Below are 18,533 nucleotides of genomic sequence, written 5' to 3' on the forward strand. Positions count from 1 at the left end.
CTCCCTTCCCATCATTCAAATCCTTTCGGAGTAAATCAACATGGCAGCAAAAGACGTCGTCTTCGGCGGTGAAGCCCGCGCTCGCATGGTCGAGGGTGTCAACATCCTGGCCAACGCGGTCAAAGTGACCCTGGGCCCCAAGGGCCGCAACGTGGTGCTCGAACGCTCGTTCGGCGCCCCCACCGTCACCAAGGACGGTGTGTCGGTCGCGAAGGAAATCGAACTCAAGGACAAGCTGCAGAACATGGGCGCCCAGCTCGTGAAGGAAGTGGCCTCCAAGACCAGCGACAACGCTGGTGACGGCACCACGACCGCCACGGTACTGGCACAAGCCATCGTTCGCGAAGGCTTCAAGTACGTGGCCGCGGGCATCAACCCGATGGACCTGAAGCGCGGCATCGACAAGGCCGTCACGGCCCTGGTCGCCGAGCTGAAGAAGGCTTCGAAGCCCACGACCACGTCGAAGGAAATCGCACAAGTCGGCTCGATCTCGGCCAACAGCGACGAAACCATCGGCAAGCTCATCGCTGACGCGATGGACAAGGTCGGCAAGGAAGGCGTGATCACCGTGGAAGACGGCAAGTCGCTGGACAGCGAACTCGACGTCGTCGAAGGCATGCAGTTCGACCGCGGCTACCTGTCGCCCTACTTCATCAACAACCCGGAAAAGCAATCGGCGATTCTGGACAACCCCTTCGTGCTGCTCTACGACAAGAAGATCAGCAACATCCGTGACCTGCTCCCCACGCTGGAACAAGTCGCGAAGTCGGGCCGTCCGCTGCTGATCATTGCCGAAGAAGTCGAAGGCGAAGCCCTGGCGACGCTGGTCGTGAACACGATCCGCGGCATCCTGAAGGTCGTGGCCGTCAAGGCACCTGGCTTCGGCGACCGCCGCAAGGCCATGCTGGAAGACATCGCCATCCTGACGGGCGGCAAGGTCATCGCCGAAGAAGTCGGCCTGACGCTCGAGAAGGTCACGCTGGCCGACCTGGGCCAGGCACAACGCATCGAAGTGGGCAAGGAAAACACGATCATCATCGACGGCGCTGGCGCTGCCGGTGACATCGAAGCCCGCGTCAAGCAAGTGCGCGTTCAGATCGAAGAAGCGACCAGCGACTACGACCGTGAAAAGCTGCAGGAACGCGTGGCCAAGCTGGCCGGCGGCGTTGCAGTGATCAAGGTCGGCGCTGCCACCGAAGTCGAAATGAAGGAAAAGAAGGCTCGCGTCGAAGACGCCCTGCACGCCACCCGCGCTGCAGTGGAAGAAGGCGTCGTGGCTGGCGGCGGCGTGGCTCTGCTGCGTGCCAAGCAAGCTGTCGGCGACTCGATCAAGGGCGACAACGCCGACCAGGACGCCGGCATCAAGCTGGTGCTGAAGGCCGTCGAAGCGCCTCTGCGCGAAATCGTGAACAACGCCGGCGGCGAAGCCTCGGTGGTGGTGAACGCCGTGTTGGCCGGCAAGGGCAACTACGGCTTCAACGCTGCGAACGACACGTACGGCGACATGCTCGAACTGGGCATCCTGGATCCGACGAAGGTCACCCGCACCGCACTGCAGAACGCCGCTTCGGTGTCCTCGCTGCTGCTGACGACCGAAGCCATGGTCGCGGAAGCACCGAAGGAAGAGTCCGGCGCTGGCGGCGGCATGCCCGACATGGGCGGCATGGGCGGCATGGGTGGCATGGGCATGTAATTGCCTGTGTGAGCCTCCTGCTCACAATCAAAAAGGGCCGCGCAAGCGGCCCTTTTTTCGTTCATTCAGCCTGTAAAGGAAATTGACAATCGGCGGGTACCATACGCATCGTTACCCCCGCCGGGGCAGATCATTTCAGAGGAAAAGCAGCGCAGATGGCCAACGCTTTGCCAGCGCGTCTTCGCGGCCGTGGACCATCGGGTTTCACGCTGATCGAAGTCATGGTGGTCGTCGCGATCGTGGCCATCCTCGCAATGGTCGCATTGCCGACCTATGCGACGTACATCAAGAAAAGCCGTGCACGCTCCGCAGCCAGCGACCTGATCTCGCTGAGCCTGAATCTGGAGAACGGCTTCCAGAAGACGTTGAGCTATCCGGTCACGACAACAACCGCCACGGCGGACACGCAGAAGGCAATGCCAGGCTGGACGCCGACGCAGAGCGCCTATTTCACCTACACGCTCACATCGACGGCCTCGCCGTCCGCCTACACCGTCACGGCCGCCGGCTTCGACGGCATGGACTGCACGCTGGTCCTCCAGAGCGACAACACGCGCACGGCCACCGGCGACGCCTGCGGATTCACCACATGGTGAGCCACGGCACCGCGGGCAGCCCGCAGATACAGCGACAGCGCGCGTGCGCACGTGGTTTCACGCTGGTCGAGCTGATGGTGACGATGACGATCCTCGCGCTGCTGCTGGCCGCAGCCGTTCCACTGACGACCGCCTGGATCAACGGCGCACGCGTGCAGGACGCGCAAAGCCGCCTGCTGCAGGGCTACAGCGTCGGCAAGGCGATCGCGCTGCGCAATCCGACGCAGGCGCAAGTGCCGGACCCGGCGGCGGGCCTTCGGCTCACCGCTGACGGCACGCTGCTCGCCTGTTCCGGCGACCCGGCTGCCAGCAGTTGCGCCGTCGGCGAGGCAGCCGTGAAGTGGCAGACCGTGCTTCCCGCAGGCATCACCGTCGTCCTTGGCGACAACGCGACGACGCGCACGCTCGGCATCGACAACACCAGCCTGCCGCTCGGTGCGGCCCGCTTCCTGATCAGCAAGGGCGACCAAAATGCCGGCGGCACGTTCCAGTAGCCGCAACGCCCAGCGCGGCGACGCGATGCTCGAGGCGCTGATTGCGATGGTGCTGCTCGGCGTCATCGGCCTGGGCTTGAGCTATGCAGCCGCGCGCACGCTTTATGGCCAGCGCTATCTCAATACGCAGAACATGGCGGTGACGCAATTGCGGCAGGTGTTGCAGCAGACCGGCGTGACTGCGCTGTGCATCGACGGGGTTGCGCCTTCGGCTCTCCACATGGCCGGCAACGACTTCACGCTCGACTTCAGTTGCCAGCGCGGCAATGTGACCATCAGCCTGCCCGACGGCAGCAACGCGGTCACGCTGAGCGGCGCCACCGCCCCGGTCACTGCATTGAGCCTGTCGACACCAAGCACCGCCGCGAGCCGCGCCCTGTTTGGCGGCGACGGCCGGATCGCCGTGCAGCCATGAGCCGGCAGCCGCGCGCGGACCGCGACGCACAACGGGGCGCCGGGCTCATCAGCCTCCTGGTCGGCATCGTGATCTCGATGCTGATCATGCTGGCGATGATGACGCTCTACCGCGACACCATCCACGCCGCGGTCGGTGCCGGCCAGGACGCCAGCGCGGATGGCCAGCGGGCTTCCGGCCTGCTCGCCGCACAGATCCAACTGCAGGGGGCAGGCTTCGGCCTCGCGACGCCGGCACTCGGCACCGATCTCATCGTGCTCGGCAACGCGACGTTCGACAACGGCACGCAACGCCTGAACGGCTCGGTCGCCGCGGCAGGTGTCGACGGCAATGCGATCGTCTGGAGTTTCGATACGCGCAACGGCGCCGGTGTCCAGTGCAGCGGCCTCTATGCGCCAGCCGGCGGCGGCCTGCAACGGCTGCTGCCCACGCCCTGTGCAGCCGGCACGCTTTGGGCCAGCACGACCTGGACGACGAGCACGCTGGTGACCGACACCCGCCCGGTGACGTTCGCGGCGGCCGCCACCGATGCCACGGGCTGCCAGCCTTTCGGCCTGGCCGTCACCGGTGGCGTGCTGGTGACACTGAAGAGTGCGCACAGCACGGTGTCGACGGGTACCACGCCCGTGCCATCGACCCCGCCGGGCCTGCCCATCGAGATCACGGTGTGCCTCGCCAATTTCTCGGCGCCTGCGGCATGACACCACGCTCATCCTCGTCTCGCAAGCGGCGCGCCCGTCCGCATCGCGCGTCGCGCCATCGCCAGCACGGCATGGCCACGGTGCTGGTGATGCTGCTGGTCGGGTTGTCGCTCTCGGCCACGGTGTTCGGGCTGATGCAGCACATCCGCGGCACACAGGAGCAGAGCCTGTCGCTGCACGCCCAGACACAGGCACAGATCAAGGCATGGACGGGCGTGTCGATCGTCCGAAGCTATCTCTCGGGATTGCAGGAATCCGGCCATCTGGCGGATCTGGCGGCGGCGGTGGATGCGGCAGCGGCCAAAGGCACGCCCGGTGTGGACCTCACGCTCACGGGTGTCGACGGCATCACCGCGCGTGTTGCGGCCGTCAGTGCAGTCGGCGCCGGCAGTGGCGACCTCAGGCAATACACGGTGGAAACAACGGGCTCCACGGCGGTCGGCACCCGGGCTGAAGCCAGTTCGACCCTGCAGGTGGTGTTCCAGACCGGCTCGACGGCCACCGCCACCAACACCAACGTCATCTCCTTCAACAAGAACCTGCAGCTCAGCGGAAGCATCCAGGTGCAGGGCGAAGCCGGCAAGAGCTACCAGATCAACGTGCTGGGCGACGTAAGCACCGGCGGCAACAGCATCACGGGCGTCAGCGTGATCAGGTCGACCGGCTCCGTCGATATCGGCAGCGGCTCATCCTTCGACACCTTGCAGGCCAACGGCGACATCCGGCTCACGGGCAGCGTCTCGGGGCAGCAGAACCTGCAGGCGCGCGGCAACATCTGCCTGTCCGGCGCCGCGGCGGCAAGGGGCACGGTGCGCGCCAACGGGTCGGTGGTGGGCGACGGGAGCGCGGCCTTCGGCGACGTGTCGACCATCGGCATCAGCGACAACACCGGCACGGTGCTCTGCGGTGCGCGGCAGCTCGACTGGGGCGCAGACCTGCAGGGCAATTCCGGCGCCGTGAACGTGCGGACCAAGGGCAGCGTGCGGATCAGTTCGGGTTCGATCTCCGGCACGCTGCGGGCCGAGAAGAACCTGGTCGACACCAACTGGGGCGGCACCGAATACGGCGCCGTGGGCGGTACCGTCACAGGCGCCGACCCCGCGACCGCCACCTGGGTGACCGTCACACCCGGCCTTCAGGTGCCGGTGTCGAGCGTGTCCGAGATCGCCATCTCGACTTCGAGCTTCAACGCCAACGAGATCGAGTCGGCAGCCAACTACGTCTTCAAGATAGACAGCAATGGCTACAAGGTGGTCACGGTGCGCAATGTCTCGGGCATTGCCAGCGGCGACTACTTCCTGGGCGACTACGACGGCGGCTACAAGGACTACCTGTGCACTGCGCTGGCCTCGGGTTCGACCAGCGGCAGCCCGAAATGCGCCTCGCCGGCAGTCTCTGTCGCGGTCACGATCTGCAAGGGCTACTCGGACAACAACAACTGCTTCGGCTACGGCAATGGCACCTGGACGCTCAACGGGACGAGCATCGCGCAGGGCATCGCCTGGTTCAAGGGCAACCTGACGGTCGGCAACGGCACGTACTTCAACACCTTCATCGCGACCGGCAACATCGCAACCAGCGGCAGCACGGTCGTCTATGCGCCCAACTACGCCGGTTACAGCGGCGCGGTGAGCGGCGTCACTTATGCACCGACCGGCATCTGCACGAACAGCTACTTCCCGAAGCTCTATCCAACGCAGCTCTGCAACACGACCGCGAAAACCTACGACTACAGCGCGAGCAACGGCCTCGGCAATTACGCGTTGATGGCGGGCAGCACCGACGGCACGACCTACACCGGCGGCAGCATCACGCTGGGGGCGTCGAACACCATCTACGGCAGCATCAAGGCCGGCAACGAATTCAGCAGCGGTGGCAGCACGACGGTGTACGGCTACATCACCGCACTGGCGCAGGGCACGTCGACCAGCAACGCCATGGGCGCATCGACGACGATCAAGCTGACCAACCTGCCTGCGGGCTATGAGCCGGGCGCGAACGGCACCAGCAGCAGCAGTTCAGGGTCGAGCAGTGGCGTGATCGCCCTCTGGAGCCGTTACCTTTGATCGGACAGGGCCGGGCCGTGCCCGGCACGCGGCCCCGTCGCGAGCGAGCTCAGGCCTGGCGAAGCCGCGCCAGCAAGCCAGCCGTGGAGGCGTCGAGGCCCGAAGCGTCGCCCGAAGCAAGCCGTGGCTCGATGTCCTTGGCCAGCACCTTGCCCAGCTCGACACCCCATTGGTCGAAGCTGTTGATTCCCCACAGCGCGCCGCTGGTGAACACGCGGTGTTCGTACATCGCGAGGAAGGCACCGAGCGCCTTTGGCGTGAGCTTCTCGAACACGAAGAAGGTGCTCGGCCGGTTGCCCGGAAAGTTCTTGTGCCCACCCGCGTCGGACTTGCCCACCATCAACGCCTGGGCTTGCGCCAGTGCGTTGGCCAGCAGCTTGGCGTGATGCCCTTCGAGGTGATGCGACGCGTCGCGCACCGCCACGAACTCGAGCGGTGTGACGTCGGTGCCCTGGTGCAGCATCTGGAAATACGCATGCTGGCCGTTGGTGCCGGGCTCGCCCCACAGCACGGGCGACGTGCCGAAGTCCAGCGCTGCGCCGGTCGCATCGACCTGCTTGCCGTTGCTTTCCATCTCCAGCTGCTGAAGATAGGCCGGCACGCGCTTGAGCGCGCTGTGGTACGGCGCGATGCTGCGGCTGGTGAAGCCGTGGAAGTTGCGATACCAGACGTCGAGCAGCCCCAGCCGCACCGGCAGGTTCTGCGCAAGCGGCGCCGTGCGGAAATGCTCGTCCATTGCATGCGCGCCGGCCAGCAGCGCACGGAAGCCGTCGGCGCCGATGGCCAGCGCGATCGGCAGGCCGATGGCCGACCACAGCGAATAACGGCCACCGACCCAGTCCCAGAAGCCGAAGGTGGTCTCGATGCCGAAGCTGCGCGCAGCGTCGACGTTGGTGGTGAGCGCAGCGAAGTGGCGTGCGATGTCGGTGCCGCCGGACTGCGTGAACCAGCGCTTGGCCGACTGCGCATTGGTCATCGTCTCGGCCGTCGTGAAGGTCTTGGACGCGATCAGGAACAGCGTGTGTTCCGGCGCCAGGCCCTTGAGCACGCCATCGAGCTCGTGGCCGTCGACGTTGGAAACGAAGTGGAAGCGCTTGCCCGGCGCCACGAATTCGCCCAGCGCCAGCACCGCCATCTGCGGGCCGAGATCGGACCCGCCGATGCCGATGTTGACCACATCGGTGATCGTGTGATCGCCGCGCACCTTCTCGGCCCAGGCGAGCATCGCGTCGAGCGTTGCATGCACCTGCTTCAGCTCGGCAGCATTGCGCGCCTGCGCACGGGCGTCGTCCGCCGGTGCGCGCAGCAGGAAATGCATCACCGCGCGGTCTTCGGTGTTGTTGATGTGCTCGCCTGCGAACATGGCGTCGCGGTGCGCTTCGAGACCACATTCGCGCGCCAGCGCCAGCAGCAAGTCCTCGGTCTGCGCATCGATCAAACTCTTCGAGAGATCGCCGAACACATACGGCGCCGATTGGCTGAACCGCTCGAAACGCCCGCCGTCCGCTGCAAAAGCCTCGCGCAGGTCAAAGCCTGCGCCGGTGCTCTCGTAGTGCGCCTGCAGCGCCTTCCAGGTCGCTGCGCGATCGCAGCGCAAACCGAAGCTCATACGACCGCTTCCATCAGCTTTTCGAGCTTGACCGCGTCGGCTGCGAAGGCACGGATGCCTTCGGCGAGCTTCTCGGTCGCCATCGCGTCCTCGTTGAGCGCGAAGCGGAAGCCTGGCTCGTCGAAGGTGACCTTGGGGATGTCCAGGTCCTTCGAAGCCTTGGCGTCGAGCGCATGCTTCAGCGGTGCGTCGCTGGCAGCGAGCTCGGCCAGCAGGTCGGGGCTGATGGTCAGCAGGTCGCTGCCGGCCAGGGCTGCGATCTGGCCCACATTGCGGAAGCTGGCACCCATCACTTCGGTCGCGATGCCGTGCTTCTTGTAGTAGTCGAAAATCTGCCGCACCGACTTCACGCCGGGGTCGTTGGCGCCAGCATTCGCAGCCTCGTCCCACTGGCTGCCGGCCGATTTCTTGTACCAGTCGTAGATGCGGCCGACGAAGGGCGAGATCAGCTTGACGCCGGCTGCGCCGCACGCCACGGCCTGCGCAAAGGAGAACAGCAGCGTGAGATTGGTGTGGATGCCCTTTTGCTCCAGATGGCGGGCGGCTTCGATGCCTTCCCAGGTCGAAGCGATCTTGACCAGCAGGCGCTTCTCGGTGTCGATGCCTTCGGCGCGGTAGAGCGCCACGATGCGCTCGGCGCGCGCCACGGTGGCCGCGGTGTCGAAGCTCAGGCGCGCGTCGACTTCGGTCGACACCCGGCCCGGAATCAGCGTGAGGATCTCGGTGCCGAAGCGGACGAGCAGGCGGTCGATGACCTCATCGACGGGCTTGCCCTTGTGCTTCTTCACGGCCTCTTCGAGCAGCGGCTTGTAGTCGGCCTTCTGCACGGCCTTCAGGATGAGCGACGGATTGGTCGTCGCGTCCTGCGGCTTGAACTGGGCAAGTTGACGGAAGTCGCCGGTGTCGGCAACCACGGTGGTCCATTGGCGGAGGGCGTCGAGTTGGTTCATGCAAAACATTATCCCGCCGCAAAACTACATTGCGTGTCGTCCGCGACTGACGGTCCATACGCTGTTGCCCACATAGCGTCGAGGTTTGTCCGCTTACAGAGGGAATCCCATGTCGACCCGCAAAAACCGCGCGCTCCCGCCCCCCCCCGCTTTCGATGACCATGCGCGCAGCGTGTCCATCGGCACACTGGCCGCAGCCTTCTGCGTCGGAGGCACCCTGACGCTGCTTGCGATGAACGAGGTGCGCAAGAAGCGCCGCCGCGTCGTTGCCGGTCCCGCGGACGGCGCACCGCTGATGCGTGCGCCGCTGCAGGTGGTGGCGCCCGTCGACGTCAAGCGCTATGCCGGCATGTGGCATGAGCAGGCGCGCCTGCCGAATCGTTTCCAGAAGCAATGCACCGGGCCGGTGACCGCGCAATACACCCCGCTGGCGGACGGCAGCATCGAGGTGCGCAACCGCTGCATCCTGGCCGACGGGAATTTCGAGGAGGCGGTGGGTACCGCGCGCACCGTGCCCGTGGCCGGCCTGCCAGGCGCAGGACGGCTCGAGGTGCGTTTTGCACCATCGTGGCTGTCCTGGATTCCTGCGGTGTGGGCCGACTACTGGATCCTCAAGCTGGACCGGGACTACCAGGTCGCGCTGGTCGGCACACCGAATCGCGAGTATCTCTGGGTGCTGTCGCGTGCGCCGGTGCTGGAGCCTGCAGCGCTGAACGCCGAACTCGACTACGCGCGCACGCTGGGGTTCGATGTCGACAAGGTCGTCCTCACCGGCCAATAGCGCGCCAGTTGTGCTGGCAGAGAGGCCGGATGCGTGCAATGGATGGCGTGCCAACCGAAAGCCCGCGCCGCTTCGACATTGGCAGCCGAGTCATCGATGAAGACCGTCTGCTCCGGTGCCAGGCCATGCCGCACGGCAAGCAGTTCATAGATCTCGCGATCGGGCTTGATGAATTTCACATCGGCAGAGAACACGCCGCCATCGAACCAACCCATGAACGCATGCAGCTTTTCGAGGACACGCGCATAGGGAGCGGGCATGTTCGACAGGAAGTACAGACGCAGATCGCTGCAGGCCTCCCGTTGCACACGCAAGCTCTCCAGCAACGCCACGGTCGTGGGAATGGGCATGAGGCGTTCGCCCAGATTGCCCAGCATCACGTCCAGTTGGTCCAGCGGCAAGGACAGGCGCTGCGCCATGCGCTGCAGCGTGACGTCGAGTGCGCGCGTGCCTTGATCGAAGGCTTGCCAGTCCTCGTGGTGAAACATGGAACGACTGAGAGCGGATGCGGCTTCCGGCGTGGGCGCATGCTCGGGAAGATGCGTGCGTACCAGGACGGCCGGCTCCCAGGTGAAGACCACGGCACCGAGATCGAAGACGACGTTCATACCCGCATTGTTCCACGGCATTAAAGTCGGGGACGCCGCTGTAAGCGGCACCCTTTTGACAACCCCAGGGATGCTTCGACATGAGTTTTGACCTTGTTCTGTTTGGCGGCACCGGCGATCTCGCATGGCGCAAATTGATGCCCGCGCTGTTCCAGGCGTTCCGCCATGGCAGCCTGCCCGAAGATGGGCGAATCATCGGTGTGGCACGAGACGATCTGTCGGACGACAAATACCGCGAGCTGATCGAATCGCGCTTCAAGGCGGTCGAAGGCGCCAAGCGCCCGAATCCGGAGGAGTTCAAGAAGTTCGCATCGATGCTGCACTTCCTGCGCATGGATCTGTCGAAGCCCGAGGACTATGGGCGCCTCAAGGATCTGCTGGAGACGCGCAACGCCGACACGGTCGTGATGTACGTGGCCACGGCGCCGGCCCTGTTCACGCAGGCGGTCGAGCAGATTGCGGCTGCCGGCCTGAACACGCCACGCACGCGCATCGTGCTGGAAAAGCCGCTGGGCCACGACCTCGCATCGAACCGGGCGATCAACGAAGCGGTCGGCAAGGTGCTGAACGAGAAGCAGGTCTTCCGCATCGACCATTACCTTGGCAAGCCGTCGGTCCAGAACCTGTTCGCGATGCGCTTCGGTAACGCGCTGTTCGAGCCGATCTGGCGCCGCGAGCACATCGCGAACATCCAGATCACGATCGCGGAAGACCTCGGCGTCGAGAAGCGTGGCGCCTTCTACGACCAGACCGGCGCGCTGCGCGACATGGTGCAGAACCACGCGCTGCAGCTGGTCTGCGCGATCGCGATGGAGCCGCCGATCAATGCGCACGCCGACGCCCTGCGCGACGAGAAGCTCAAGGTGCTGCGTTCGCTCAAGCCCTGGACGCCGGAGACGCTCGGCCTGCATGCGGTGCGCGGGCAGTACACGGCCGGAACGGCCTACGGGGAGCGCGTGCCGGGCTATCTCGAGGAGCCCGGCATCGATCCGCAGAGCCGCACGGAAACCTTCGTCGCGCTGCGCACCGAGATCGCCAACTGGCGCTGGGCCGGCGTGCCTTTCTACATCCGCACCGGCAAGCGGCTGGCGTCGCGGGACGCACGCATCGAAGTCAACTTCCGCCCGACGCCGCACGCGATCTTTCGCGCGCCGGCCGGTGCGGTGAACAAGCTGGTGATCAATCTGCAGCCGAAGGACGGGCTGGAACTGCATCTGCTGGCGCAAGGCCAGACCAACCGCAAGCGCAGCAACGGCGCGAGCGATGCGGTGCAGCCGCTGACGCCGGTGCAGCTCGACCTCGACTTCGACAAGCGCTTCGGCAGCGAACGTGTCGGCGCCTACGAGCGCCTTTTGCTGGACGTGATCGACGGCCGGCTCAACCTGTTCGTGCGCAGCGACGAGCAGGAAGAAGCCTGGCGCTGGGTCGAGCCGTTGATCGACAGCTGGAGTTCGGACGGCGGACCGCGACCGTACGCGGCCGGCACCTGGGGACCGAGCGCGTCGAGCGCGATGATTGCGCGCGACGGCTTCGCCTGGGGCGAAGAGCAGTAATCGGTTCTCCCTCAGGCTTGCGCACTTCGTGTCGCAGCGCCAACCCCCTTCCGGGGGCAACACCAGCGGCCCGGCAGAGCCGGTTCCGCGGTGTTCCTGGCAAGGGACGCTTCATCACCAACGGGTAACGAACGCTAGATCCGGCCCTCTTCCACCGCGTGGCAGGCGACTTTGACGCCGCGCAGCATCTGCAGCGGTGGACGCTCGGCCTTGCAGCGCGCGTTGGCATGCGGGCAACGCGGATGGAAGGTGCAGCCGGTCGGCGGATTCAGCGGATTCGGCACCTCACCCTGCACCGGCGTGCGCGAGCGGCCGGTGTGCTTCATCTGCGGGATCGCGTCCAGCAGCATGCGGGTGTACGGATGCTGCGGTGCGTCGAAGAGCTTGTGCTTGTCGGCGACCTCGACCAGCCGGCCGAGATACATCACGCCGACCTGATCGGCCACATGCCGCACGACGGCCAGGTTGTGCGAGATGAACAGATAGGTCAGGCCCTGCTTGCGCTGCAGGTCCTTCATGATGTTGAGCACTTGCGCCTGCACGCTGACGTCCAGCGCCGAGGTCGGCTCGTCGCAGACCAGGAACTCGGGCTGCGTCGCCAGTGCGCGCGCGATGGAGATGCGCTGGCGCTGCCCGCCCGAGAACTGGTGCGGGTACTTCGACATGTCGAGCGGGCTCAGGCCGACCGACTGCAGCAATTCGCCGACACGCTGCTTGAGCGCGGCACGCCCGCTCAGGATGCCGTGCTCGCGCAGCGGCTCGCCGATGATGTCTTCCACGATCCAGCGCGGATTCAGGCTCGCATACGGGTCCTGGAAGATCATCTGGATGCGCCGGCGCAGCACGCGGCCGGCGGGCGTCTTGAACTCCGCGTGCGCCTCGCGGTTGTCGAACAGCATGTCGCCGCGCGTCGGCGCATACAGGCCGACCATGAGGCGCGCGACCGTGCTCTTGCCGCAACCGGACTCGCCGACCAGCGCCAGCGTCTTGCCCTTCTCGATCTCGAAACTCACGCCGTCCACGGCATGGAGCAGCTGGCGCGGCTTGCGTTCCAGCACGCGATTCAGCCATGGCGGGGACACGTCGAAGATCTTGGCCAGGTCGCGAACCTCGACCAGCGGCGCGGACTTGTGCACGCTTTCGGTGGGCTGAACGGCGCTCATGCGGCAGCTCCCTGACGCACCAGGGCGACGTGTGGATCGTGCGCGTCATGCAACCAGCAGGCGGCGCGCGTGGCACCCGCATTCAGCAGGTCGGGACGCTCCTGCGTGCAACGTTCGAACACGCGCGGGCAGCGCGGGTTGTAGGCGCAGCCACGTGGAATGGCATTGAGCCGCGGCATCGCACCGTCGATCTGGTTCAGCCGCTCGCGGTCGACCTCGATGTCGGGGATCGCGGCCATCAGCCCCATCGTGTAGGGATGGGCCGGTTGATGGATGACCTCGTGCACCGGCCCCATTTCGGCCACGCGGCCGGCATACAGCACCGCGACGCGATCGCAGGTTTCGGCGATCACGCCCATGTCGTGCGTGATCAGCATCACGGCCGCGCCGCGCTCCTTGCAGATGCGCTTGAGCAATTGGATGATCTGCGCCTGGATCGACACGTCGAGCGCCGTGGTGGGCTCGTCGGCGACGATCAGCTTCGGCTCCGCTGCCAGCGCCAGGGCGATGACCACGCGCTGCCGCATGCCGCCGGAAAACTGGTGCGGAAAATGGTCGATCCGCTGCTCGGCGGCGGGAATGCCGGTGTCCTGCAGCAACGCGATGGCACGGCGCCGCGCCTCGGCAGCCGTCACCGGAAGGTGCGTGCGGATCGTCTCGATCAATTGCCGGCCGACCGTATAAAGCGGATTCAGCGAGGTGAGCGGGTCCTGGAAGATCGCGCCGATCTTGCGGCCACGGATATGGCGCATCTGGTCGTGCGACAGGCTGTCGATGCGCTGGCCTTCGAGCAGGATTTCACCACCCGCCACGCGCCCCGGCGGTTCGAGCAGGCCGATGATGGCCGCGCCGGTCAGCGACTTGCCGGCGCCGGATTCGCCGACCACGCCCAGGATTTCGCCCGGCGCGATGCTGAAGGAGATGTCGTCCAGCGCGCGCAACGTGCCGTGGCGGCTGGGGAATTCGACGACGAGATTGCGGACTTCGAGCAATGGCGTGGACATCAGCGCAGCCTCGGGTTCGTTGCGTCGCGCAGCCAGTCGCCCAGCAGGTTCACGCTCAGCGCGATCAGGACCAGCATGAGGCCGGGGAAGACCGTGATCCACCATTCGCCGGAAAACAGGTAGTCGTTGCCCACGCGGATCAGCGTGCCCAGCGAGGGAGAGGTCGGCGGCACGCCGAGCCCGAGAAAGGACAAGGTGGCCTCGGTGATGATCGATGTCGCGACCTGGATCGTCGCGAGCACCATCACCGGCCCGGTCACGTTGGGCAGCACGTGCTTGAGCATGATCCGCAGCGGCGACACGCCGGTCACACGGGCTGCCTGCACGTATTCCTTGTTGCGCTCCACCAGCGTGGAGCCGCGCACCGTGCGCGCGTATTGCACCCAGCCGGTCAGCGTGATCGAGATGATCAGCACGGCAAAAGCCAGCGACTCGTGTGCGCCGGGGAACAGCGCGCGACCGACACCGGAAATCAGCAGCGCGACCAGGATCGGCGGGAAGGACAGCATCACGTCGCACAGGCGCATGAGAAAGGTGTCGAGCCAGCCGCCGAGAAAACCCGCCAGCAGACCGAACAGCACGCCCACGACCACCGAGAGCACGACCGACACCACGCCGACGATCAGCGAGATGCGCGCGCCGTAGATCACGGCGGACAGGATGTCGCGCCCCTGGTCGTCCGTGCCGAGCAGGTACTTGCTGGTGCCGCCCTCCGCATACCAGGCGGGCGGCAGGCGCGCGTCGCTCAACTCCAGCGCCGCCAGATCGAAGGGATTGTGGGGCGATACCCAGCCGGCAAACACCGAGCAGAAGATGCAGACGAACGCGATCACCGCCGCCGCGATGGCGACGGGGGAGGTCCGAAAGCTGTAGCCGACATCGCTGTCGAACCAGCGCGCGATTGTTTTGTTCATCGTGAGATCAAAGCAAGGGCCGAGCCCTCTTCAAGAAACGCCGCGGATCCGGCCCTGCCGGTCCGCTGGCGTTGCCCCTGCAACGGGGTTGGCGGCTGCGACACGACGTGCGCGCAGCCTGGGGATGAACCAGCTTATGGCTTGATGCTCATCCACTTGAAGGGCATGTAGTTGTCCGCCATCTGCGTCAACTCGACCTTCTTGCTCACGCCCCATGCCAGCGTCTGCTGGTGCAGCGGCAGGTGGCCGATGTCGTCCGTGTGCAGCGCAAATGCTTCCTTGATCATCGCGTCGCGCTTGGCCTTGTCGGTTTCCGACTGGATCTTCTTGGTCAGTTCGTCGACCTTGGGATTGCAGTACGCACCCAGGTTGAACTGGCCGGCGCCCGTCTTGTCGTCCGGGCAGGCCATCAGCGAACTCAGCGCGTTGTGCGAGTCGTAGGTGGTCGGCGTCCAGCCCAACAGGTAGAAGCTGGTGTCGCGGCGCAGGACCTTCGGGAAATACGTGCCCTTGGTTTCGGTCGCGAGGTTGATCTTCACGCCGATGCGCGCAAGATTCGAGGCCACGGCCTGGCAGATCTGGCCGTCGTTGACGTAGCGATCGTTCGGGCAGTTCATCGTCACTTCGAAGCCGTTCGGGTAGCCGGCGTCGGCCAGCAGCTTCTTCGCCGCTTCGACGTCATACGGCAGACGCTTGTCCTGCTCGGCGCTCCAGCCGTTGATGCCGGGGCCGACCATCAGGGCGGTCGGACGCGAGGCCCCGCGCATCACCGTGCGCTGGATGCCGACGATGTCGATGCCCTGGTAGAAGGCCTGGCGAACGCGCTTGTCCTTGAACGGGTTCTTGCCCTTGACGCTGGAATACAGCAGCTCGTCGCGCTTCTGGTCCATGCCCAGGAAGATGGTGCGCAGCTCGGGGCCGGCGATCACGCGGGCGTTCGGGCTGGCGTTGATGCGTGCCACGTCCTGCACAGGCACCGGTTCCATGACGTCCACTTCGCCGGAGACCAGCGCTGCAACGCGAGTGGCCGGGTTGGCGATCGGCGTGAAGATGACTTCCTGCACGTTGCCTTCGATCTTGCCCCAGTAGTTGCCATTGCGGACGAACACCGTGCGCACGTTGGGCTGGCGCTCGCGCACGCGGAACGGCCCGGTGCCGTTGGCCTTGAACGAGGCAGTGTTCTCGATGCCCTTCCGGCGATCGACCGGCACGGTGGCCTTGTTTTCTTCGCACCACTTCTTGCTCATGATCATGAGCGTCGTGATCACGTCCGGCAGGATGGGGAACGGGCCCTTGGTTTCGATCTCGATGGCGTAGTCGTTGATCTTGCGCAGCTCCTTGATGTCGGTCGTGTTCGACTTCAGGTCGGAGCCGTCGCCAGCCGCACGGGTGAAGCTGAAGAGCACGTCGTCGGCAGTGAACGGCGTGCCATCATGGAACTGCACGTTCTTGCGGAGTTCGAAGCGCCACACGGTGGGCGAGGTCTGCTTCCAGCTGGTGGCGAGCAGCGGCGCAACGGTCAGGTCCTTGTTGCGGCCCACGAGCGTTTCATACACGTTCGCCGTGGTGCTCAGTTGCAGCGACTCGTTCAGCGAATGCGGGTCGAGCGACAGCGAGTCGCCCTGGTTGGCAATGCGGATCGTCTGCGCATTGACCATGCCGCTTGCGGCGCACAACGCAGCCAGGACGGACGCTGCGACCACGGTGGATTTGAATTTCATGAAAAGACTCCAGGCTGCGTTGGAAAAAAAGCTTCGGGGAAGCTTCAGGACGGAAAGAACGGCATCGCCTGCTCGGCAAGGCTGGCATGCAGTGCGGCGCCGAGCGGCAGGATGTCGTCGTTGAAATCGTAGCGACTGTTATGCAGCGAAACGCTGCCGGCGCCGCCGCTGACGCCCTGCCCGATGCGCAGATAGGCGCCAGGCCTGGCCTGCAACATGAACGAGAAATCCTCGGCGCCCATGCTGGGCTCCATGGCGCGGTCCACGCTGTTCGCGCCGACCAGCGATTCGGCCACGTCGGCCGCGAAGGCCGCTTCGCGTGCCGTGTTGATCGTCGCGGGATAGATGCGTTCGTAGTGGACAGTGGCCGTCGCGCCGAAGCCCGCGGCCACCCCGCTGCACAGCTCGCGCAGACGGTGTTCGATCATGTCCTGCACCTGGGCGCTGAAGGTTCGCACGGTGCCGACCAACGTTGCCTTCCCCGGGATCACGCTCATCGCACCGAGGTCGCCGGCCTGCATGGCACACAGACTCACGACCGCACTGTCGATCGGCCGGACGTTGCGCGAGACCAGGCTCTGCGCCGCGGTGATGATGTGCGCCGCGACGAGCACAGGATCGACGGTCATGTACGCGTGTGCGCCATGGCCGCCACGCCCCGTCACCTCGATCGTGATGCGGTCGGCGGCAGCCATCATCGCGCCCATGTTGATGCCGATGGTGCCCGGCCGCATCGACGGCCAGTTGTGCATGCCATAGACCGACTGCACGGGAAAGCGCTCGAACAGCCCGTCCTCGATCATCACGCGCGCGCCGGCATACCCCTCTTCGCCCGGCTGAAAGATCAATACGGCCGTGCCGTCGAAGTTGCGCGTGCGCGCAAGGTAGCGCGCCGCGCCGACCAGCATCGTCGTGTGCCCGTCGTGACCGCAACTGTGCATGAGACCATTCTTCGCCGACTTCCAGCTGAAATCATTGTGCTCGGTCATGGGCAGCGCATCCATGTCGGCGCGCAGGCCGACCATCGCACCGCGGGTATCACGCTCACCCTTGATCACGGCAACGAAGCCGGTCTTGCCGATGCCTTCATGAATCTCGTCGATGCCAAAAGAACGCAAGGCTTCCTTCACACGGGCTGCGGTGTACACCTCCTCGAAGCCGAGTTCAGGATGGGCGTGCAGATCACGGCGCAAACCGATGAGTTCGGAATGGAACTCGGCGATGTGTGCAAACGCACGGCCACCGGCTTTCCAGCGCACGTCGTCCATCAGTGGCCTCCTGCCTTGCCGACGCGAAGACGCGGATCAACGGCGAAGTACAGCAGGTCGACGACCAGATTGATGACCACGAAGATCAAGGCAATGAGACACAGATAGGCAGCCATGACCGGAATGTCCGCGAAGGTCACCGCCTGGATGAACAGCAGCCCCATGCCGGGCCACTGGAACACGCTCTCCGTGATGATCGCGAAGGCAATCAGGCCACCCAACTGCAGCCCGGTGATCGTCATCACCGGAACCAGCGTGTTCTTCAGCGCATGCCCGAAATGGATGGCCCGATTGCTGAGCCCCCGCGCACGGGCGAACTTGATGTAGTCCGTGCGCAGCACCTCGAGCATCTCGGCTCGCACAAGACGCATGATCAGCGTCAGCTGGAAGATGGCCAGCGTGATGGCTGGCAGCACCACATGCATCCAGCCATCCACCTTGAAGAGTCCCGATGTCCACCAACCGAACTGCACGGTTTCACCTCGGCCGAAGCTGGGAAACCAACCCAGATGAACTGCGAAAACAAGGATCAACAAAATACCGATGAGGAAAGTCGGCAGTGACACGCCAACCAGCGACACGGTCATCAGCACCTGGCTGAAGAAGCTGCCGCGTCGCAGAGCGGTATAGACGCCCATCGGTATGCCGATGAACAGAGCCAGAACGGCGGCAACGATTGCCAGTTCGAAGGTCGCCGGGAAACGCTCCCCAATGAGCCGCGACACCTTCGCACCCTGCCGCAAGCTCAAGCCGAATTCGCCCTGCACCGCATTGGACAGAAAGTGCCAGAACTGTACGAAAAATGGCTTATCCAGCCCCAGGTCGGAGCGCAACTGCTGAATCTGCTCCGGTTTGGCGTCTTGCCCGAGGAGGAATACGACTGGATCCCCAACGTACTGGAACAACAGGAAGGAAATGAAGGCGACAGCGACCATCACGATCGCAGCCTGAATCAAGCGGCGCAAAACAAAGGCGAACATTCAGGCTAGATCAACTG

The 18,533-nt window shown here is 65.1% G+C and carries 17 protein-coding genes; 8 read left to right on the forward strand and 9 right to left on the reverse strand.

Annotated elements, in window-relative coordinates:
* The first annotated feature begins 40 nt into the window (after nt 1-40).
* The 6 genes from groL to AC07PZ_RS14515 all read left to right on the forward strand — a co-directional run bounded on the left by groL (nt 41) and on the right by AC07PZ_RS14515 (nt 5,965).
* Nucleotides 41-1,693, forward strand: a complete 1,653-nt coding sequence (groL, locus tag AC07PZ_RS14490; RefSeq protein ID WP_495295805.1) for a chaperonin GroEL — start codon at nt 41-43, stop codon at nt 1,691-1,693.
* A gap of 155 nt (nt 1,694-1,848) precedes the next feature.
* Entirely contained in the window at nt 1,849-2,289 is a 441-nt protein-coding gene (locus tag AC07PZ_RS14495; protein WP_495295806.1) for a type IV pilin protein, read from the forward strand.
* On the forward strand, nt 2,283-2,783 hold the full coding sequence (locus AC07PZ_RS14500) for a pilus assembly FimT family protein (RefSeq protein ID WP_495295807.1): 501 nt from the start codon (nt 2,283-2,285) through the stop codon (nt 2,781-2,783). The genes AC07PZ_RS14495 and AC07PZ_RS14500 overlap by 7 nt, the downstream gene beginning before the upstream one ends.
* The gene (locus AC07PZ_RS14505; RefSeq protein ID WP_495295808.1) at nt 2,761-3,198 is read left to right on the forward strand and encodes a type IV pilus modification PilV family protein; all 438 of its coding nucleotides are present in this window, start codon (nt 2,761-2,763) and stop codon (nt 3,196-3,198) included. The genes AC07PZ_RS14500 and AC07PZ_RS14505 overlap by 23 nt, the downstream gene beginning before the upstream one ends.
* On the forward strand, nt 3,195-3,899 hold the full coding sequence (locus AC07PZ_RS14510; protein ID WP_495295809.1) for a PilW family protein: 705 nt from the start codon (nt 3,195-3,197) through the stop codon (nt 3,897-3,899). Before AC07PZ_RS14505 ends, AC07PZ_RS14510 begins: the two co-directional genes overlap by 4 nt.
* Entirely contained in the window at nt 3,896-5,965 is a 2,070-nt protein-coding gene (locus tag AC07PZ_RS14515; RefSeq protein ID WP_495295810.1) for a hypothetical protein, read from the forward strand. The genes AC07PZ_RS14510 and AC07PZ_RS14515 overlap by 4 nt, the downstream gene beginning before the upstream one ends.
* 49 nt (nt 5,966-6,014) lie before the next feature.
* On the opposite strand, the gene pgi is transcribed toward AC07PZ_RS14515, so the two are convergent.
* Together pgi and tal are read right to left on the reverse strand one after the other, a co-directional pair.
* A complete protein-coding gene (pgi, locus tag AC07PZ_RS14520; RefSeq protein ID WP_495295811.1) occupies nt 6,015-7,574 on the reverse strand; it encodes a glucose-6-phosphate isomerase in 1,560 nt (519 codons plus the stop codon).
* Nucleotides 7,571-8,524, reverse strand: coding sequence for a transaldolase (gene tal, locus AC07PZ_RS14525; RefSeq protein ID WP_495295812.1), 954 nt, complete (start codon nt 8,522-8,524; stop codon nt 7,571-7,573). Before tal ends, pgi begins: the two co-directional genes overlap by 4 nt.
* Nucleotides 8,525-8,633: 109 nt before the next feature.
* Here tal and AC07PZ_RS14530 point away from each other — a divergent pair, with 109 nt between their 5' ends.
* Nucleotides 8,634-9,305 (forward strand): lipocalin family protein, encoded by a 672-nt coding sequence (locus tag AC07PZ_RS14530; protein ID WP_495295813.1) that lies wholly within the window; start codon nt 8,634-8,636, stop codon nt 9,303-9,305.
* Here the strand turns inward: AC07PZ_RS14530 and AC07PZ_RS14535 are convergent.
* On the reverse strand, nt 9,251-9,913 hold the full coding sequence (locus AC07PZ_RS14535; protein WP_495295814.1) for an HAD family hydrolase: 663 nt from the start codon (nt 9,911-9,913) through the stop codon (nt 9,251-9,253). The two genes, AC07PZ_RS14530 and AC07PZ_RS14535, sit on opposite strands and share 55 nt — an antisense overlap.
* 80 nt (nt 9,914-9,993) lie before the next feature.
* Here AC07PZ_RS14535 and zwf point away from each other — a divergent pair, with 80 nt between their 5' ends.
* Nucleotides 9,994-11,466, forward strand: a complete 1,473-nt coding sequence (zwf, locus tag AC07PZ_RS14540; RefSeq protein ID WP_495295815.1) for a glucose-6-phosphate dehydrogenase — start codon at nt 9,994-9,996, stop codon at nt 11,464-11,466.
* Between the two features lie 134 nt (nt 11,467-11,600).
* Here the strand turns inward: zwf and AC07PZ_RS14545 are convergent, their stop codons facing one another.
* From AC07PZ_RS14545 to AC07PZ_RS14570, 6 genes are all read right to left on the reverse strand, one after another.
* Nucleotides 11,601-12,629, reverse strand: coding sequence for an ABC transporter ATP-binding protein (locus AC07PZ_RS14545; protein ID WP_495295816.1), 1,029 nt, complete (start codon nt 12,627-12,629; stop codon nt 11,601-11,603).
* On the reverse strand, nt 12,626-13,633 hold the full coding sequence (locus AC07PZ_RS14550; RefSeq protein WP_495295817.1) for an ABC transporter ATP-binding protein: 1,008 nt from the start codon (nt 13,631-13,633) through the stop codon (nt 12,626-12,628). Before AC07PZ_RS14550 ends, AC07PZ_RS14545 begins: the two co-directional genes overlap by 4 nt.
* Nucleotides 13,633-14,547 carry an ABC transporter permease gene (locus AC07PZ_RS14555; RefSeq protein WP_495295818.1) on the reverse strand — a complete coding sequence of 305 codons (915 nt, stop codon included), beginning with the start codon at nt 14,545-14,547 and terminating at the stop codon, nt 13,633-13,635. Before AC07PZ_RS14555 ends, AC07PZ_RS14550 begins: the two co-directional genes overlap by 1 nt.
* 134 nt (nt 14,548-14,681) lie before the next feature.
* Nucleotides 14,682-16,268 (reverse strand): ABC transporter substrate-binding protein, encoded by a 1,587-nt coding sequence (locus AC07PZ_RS14560; RefSeq protein WP_495295819.1) that lies wholly within the window; start codon nt 16,266-16,268, stop codon nt 14,682-14,684.
* Nucleotides 16,269-16,312: 44 nt separating this feature from the next.
* Nucleotides 16,313-17,536: a M20 aminoacylase family protein gene (locus AC07PZ_RS14565; RefSeq protein WP_495295820.1), complete on the reverse strand. Its 1,224-nt coding sequence runs from the start codon at nt 17,534-17,536 to the stop codon at nt 16,313-16,315.
* A complete protein-coding gene (locus tag AC07PZ_RS14570) occupies nt 17,536-18,516 on the reverse strand; it encodes an ABC transporter permease (protein WP_495295821.1) in 981 nt (326 codons plus the stop codon). Before AC07PZ_RS14570 ends, AC07PZ_RS14565 begins: the two co-directional genes overlap by 1 nt.
* Between the last annotated feature and the right edge of the window lie 17 nt (nt 18,517-18,533).

This window comes from Variovorax sp. GW821-FHT10B04 (assembly GCF_059415645.1).

Coding starts and splice junctions, on each gene's coding strand:
- groL (WP_495295805.1), top strand. CDS start 41: ATGGCAGCAAAAGACGTCGTCTTCGGCGGTGAAGCCCGCGCTCGCATG.
- AC07PZ_RS14495 (WP_495295806.1), top strand. CDS start 1,849: ATGGCCAACGCTTTGCCAGCGCGTCTTCGCGGCCGTGGACCATCGGGT.
- AC07PZ_RS14500 (WP_495295807.1), top strand. CDS start 2,283: ATGGTGAGCCACGGCACCGCGGGCAGCCCGCAGATACAGCGACAGCGC.
- AC07PZ_RS14505 (WP_495295808.1), top strand. CDS start 2,761: ATGCCGGCGGCACGTTCCAGTAGCCGCAACGCCCAGCGCGGCGACGCG.
- AC07PZ_RS14510 (WP_495295809.1), top strand. CDS start 3,195: ATGAGCCGGCAGCCGCGCGCGGACCGCGACGCACAACGGGGCGCCGGG.
- AC07PZ_RS14515 (WP_495295810.1), top strand. CDS start 3,896: ATGACACCACGCTCATCCTCGTCTCGCAAGCGGCGCGCCCGTCCGCAT.
- pgi (WP_495295811.1), bottom strand. CDS start 7,574: ATGAGCTTCGGTTTGCGCTGCGATCGCGCAGCGACCTGGAAGGCGCTG.
- tal (WP_495295812.1), bottom strand. CDS start 8,524: ATGAACCAACTCGACGCCCTCCGCCAATGGACCACCGTGGTTGCCGAC.
- AC07PZ_RS14530 (WP_495295813.1), top strand. CDS start 8,634: ATGTCGACCCGCAAAAACCGCGCGCTCCCGCCCCCCCCCGCTTTCGAT.
- AC07PZ_RS14535 (WP_495295814.1), bottom strand. CDS start 9,913: ATGAACGTCGTCTTCGATCTCGGTGCCGTGGTCTTCACCTGGGAGCCG.
- zwf (WP_495295815.1), top strand. CDS start 9,994: ATGAGTTTTGACCTTGTTCTGTTTGGCGGCACCGGCGATCTCGCATGG.
- AC07PZ_RS14545 (WP_495295816.1), bottom strand. CDS start 12,629: ATGAGCGCCGTTCAGCCCACCGAAAGCGTGCACAAGTCCGCGCCGCTG.
- AC07PZ_RS14550 (WP_495295817.1), bottom strand. CDS start 13,633: ATGTCCACGCCATTGCTCGAAGTCCGCAATCTCGTCGTCGAATTCCCC.
- AC07PZ_RS14555 (WP_495295818.1), bottom strand. CDS start 14,547: ATGAACAAAACAATCGCGCGCTGGTTCGACAGCGATGTCGGCTACAGC.
- AC07PZ_RS14560 (WP_495295819.1), bottom strand. CDS start 16,268: ATGAAATTCAAATCCACCGTGGTCGCAGCGTCCGTCCTGGCTGCGTTG.
- AC07PZ_RS14565 (WP_495295820.1), bottom strand. CDS start 17,536: ATGGACGACGTGCGCTGGAAAGCCGGTGGCCGTGCGTTTGCACACATC.
- AC07PZ_RS14570 (WP_495295821.1), bottom strand. CDS start 18,516: ATGTTCGCCTTTGTTTTGCGCCGCTTGATTCAGGCTGCGATCGTGATG.